Raw genomic sequence first — 1,466 nt, forward strand, 5'->3', positions numbered from 1 at the left:
CGGTTTTGTCTCGGGGCCGGACGCGGGGAGCTCGATGTCAGGCTCGAGCTCGGCGTGAAGCCCAACGCCGAGCAGGCGCTGCTGAAGCTCGCGGTCGGCAGCGAGCCGCGCGGAGTCTATGATGCGGTTGATGCGGCCGTTGACCATGATCGCGACGTTGCGCGAGATCGCGGTGGCGACGCCGATATTCTGCTCGATCACGAGCACGGACATGTCGCCGTCTTCCCCCAGGCGCAGCAGCATCTCCTCGACCTGCGCCACGATGACGGGCGCAAGGCCCTCGGTCGGCTCGTCCATGATCAAGAGCTGTGGGTTGGTGAGCAGCGCGCGCGAAATCGCCAGCATCTGCTGCTCGCCGCCGGAGAGCTGGCCGCCGCCGTGATCCTTGCGCTCGGCGAGGCGGGGGAAGGTGTCGTAGATGCGCTCGACCGTCCAGGCCCCGGAGCGCATCCCGCCGGCGAGCCGCAAATGCTCCTCGACGCTGAGCGAGCGCCAGAGACGGCGGCCCTGCGGCACATAGCCGACGCCGAGCCGGGCGATCTGGGCGGAAGGCCGCCGCGTGACGTCCTCGCCGCGAACGCGGATCGATCCACCGCTCACACTCACGAGGCCCATGATCGCCTTGCACAGCGTGGTCTTGCCCATGCCGTTGCGGCCGACTACGGAGAACACGCCGCTCTCCAGCGTGAGGTCGACGCCTTGCAGGGCGTGCGAGTGCCCGTAATAGACGTCGAGCCCGCGAACTTCGAGCGCGGCGGCAGAGCGGCGGACCTCATTCATGGCCGCCTCCGAGATAAAGCTCCTGCACCTCGGGGTCGGACTGGATCTCTTCCGGCAGGCCCTCCTTGAAGACGCGGCCGTTGTGCATCATCGTGACGCTCTCGACGACGCGGAGCGCCACGTCCATGTCGTGCTCGATGATGATGTAGCCGATATGCGCCGGCAGCGAGGTCAGGATCTCGATCAGCTCGGCCCGTTCGGTCGGCGACAGGCCCGCGGCCGGCTCGTCGAACAGCACGAAGCGCGGGGCGCCGGCGAGCGCAAGTGCGATCTCGAGCTGGCGTTGCTGCCCGTGCGCGAGCTCCGCCACGCGCTGGTCCTTCACGGCGGAAAGATGCACGGCCTGGACCAGATTGTCGGCCGCATGCATCAAGGCATCGTTCTGCCCCGGGCGCAGCAACGAGAAGCGCCCGCGCGAGACACCGCGGCAGGCGAGATAGACATTGTCCTGCACGGTGAGGCCGGGGAACAGCGCCGAGATCTGGTAGGTTCGGCGCAGCCCGCGGCGGATGCGTTCATAGGGCGGGAAATGCGTGACGTCCTCGCCGAAGAAGCGGATGGTGCCGGAGGAGGGCGCGAAGTCTCCGGTGATGCAGTTGAACAGCGTGGTCTTGCCGGCGCCGTTGGAGCCGAGCACGGCGCGGCGCTCGCCGGGGCGCACGGTCATGGTGACATCGGTCAGCGCG

The 1,466-nt window shown here is 68.3% G+C and carries 2 protein-coding genes; both read right to left on the reverse strand.

Going from position 1 to position 1,466, the window contains the following annotated elements:
- Positions 1 to 780 (reverse strand): ABC transporter ATP-binding protein (locus MOV74_RS38020; protein ID WP_246932629.1); only part of this gene is annotated, 780 nt, incomplete at its 3' end.
- Positions 773 to 1,466: ABC transporter ATP-binding protein (locus MOV74_RS38025; RefSeq protein WP_246932631.1), on the reverse strand; the 694-nt coding region annotated here is incomplete at its 5' end. The genes MOV74_RS38020 and MOV74_RS38025, both read right to left, overlap by 8 nt.

This window comes from Bradyrhizobium sp. SHOUNA76, from assembly GCF_023006445.1.
Classification (GTDB): Bacteria; Pseudomonadota; Alphaproteobacteria; order Rhizobiales; family Xanthobacteraceae; genus Bradyrhizobium.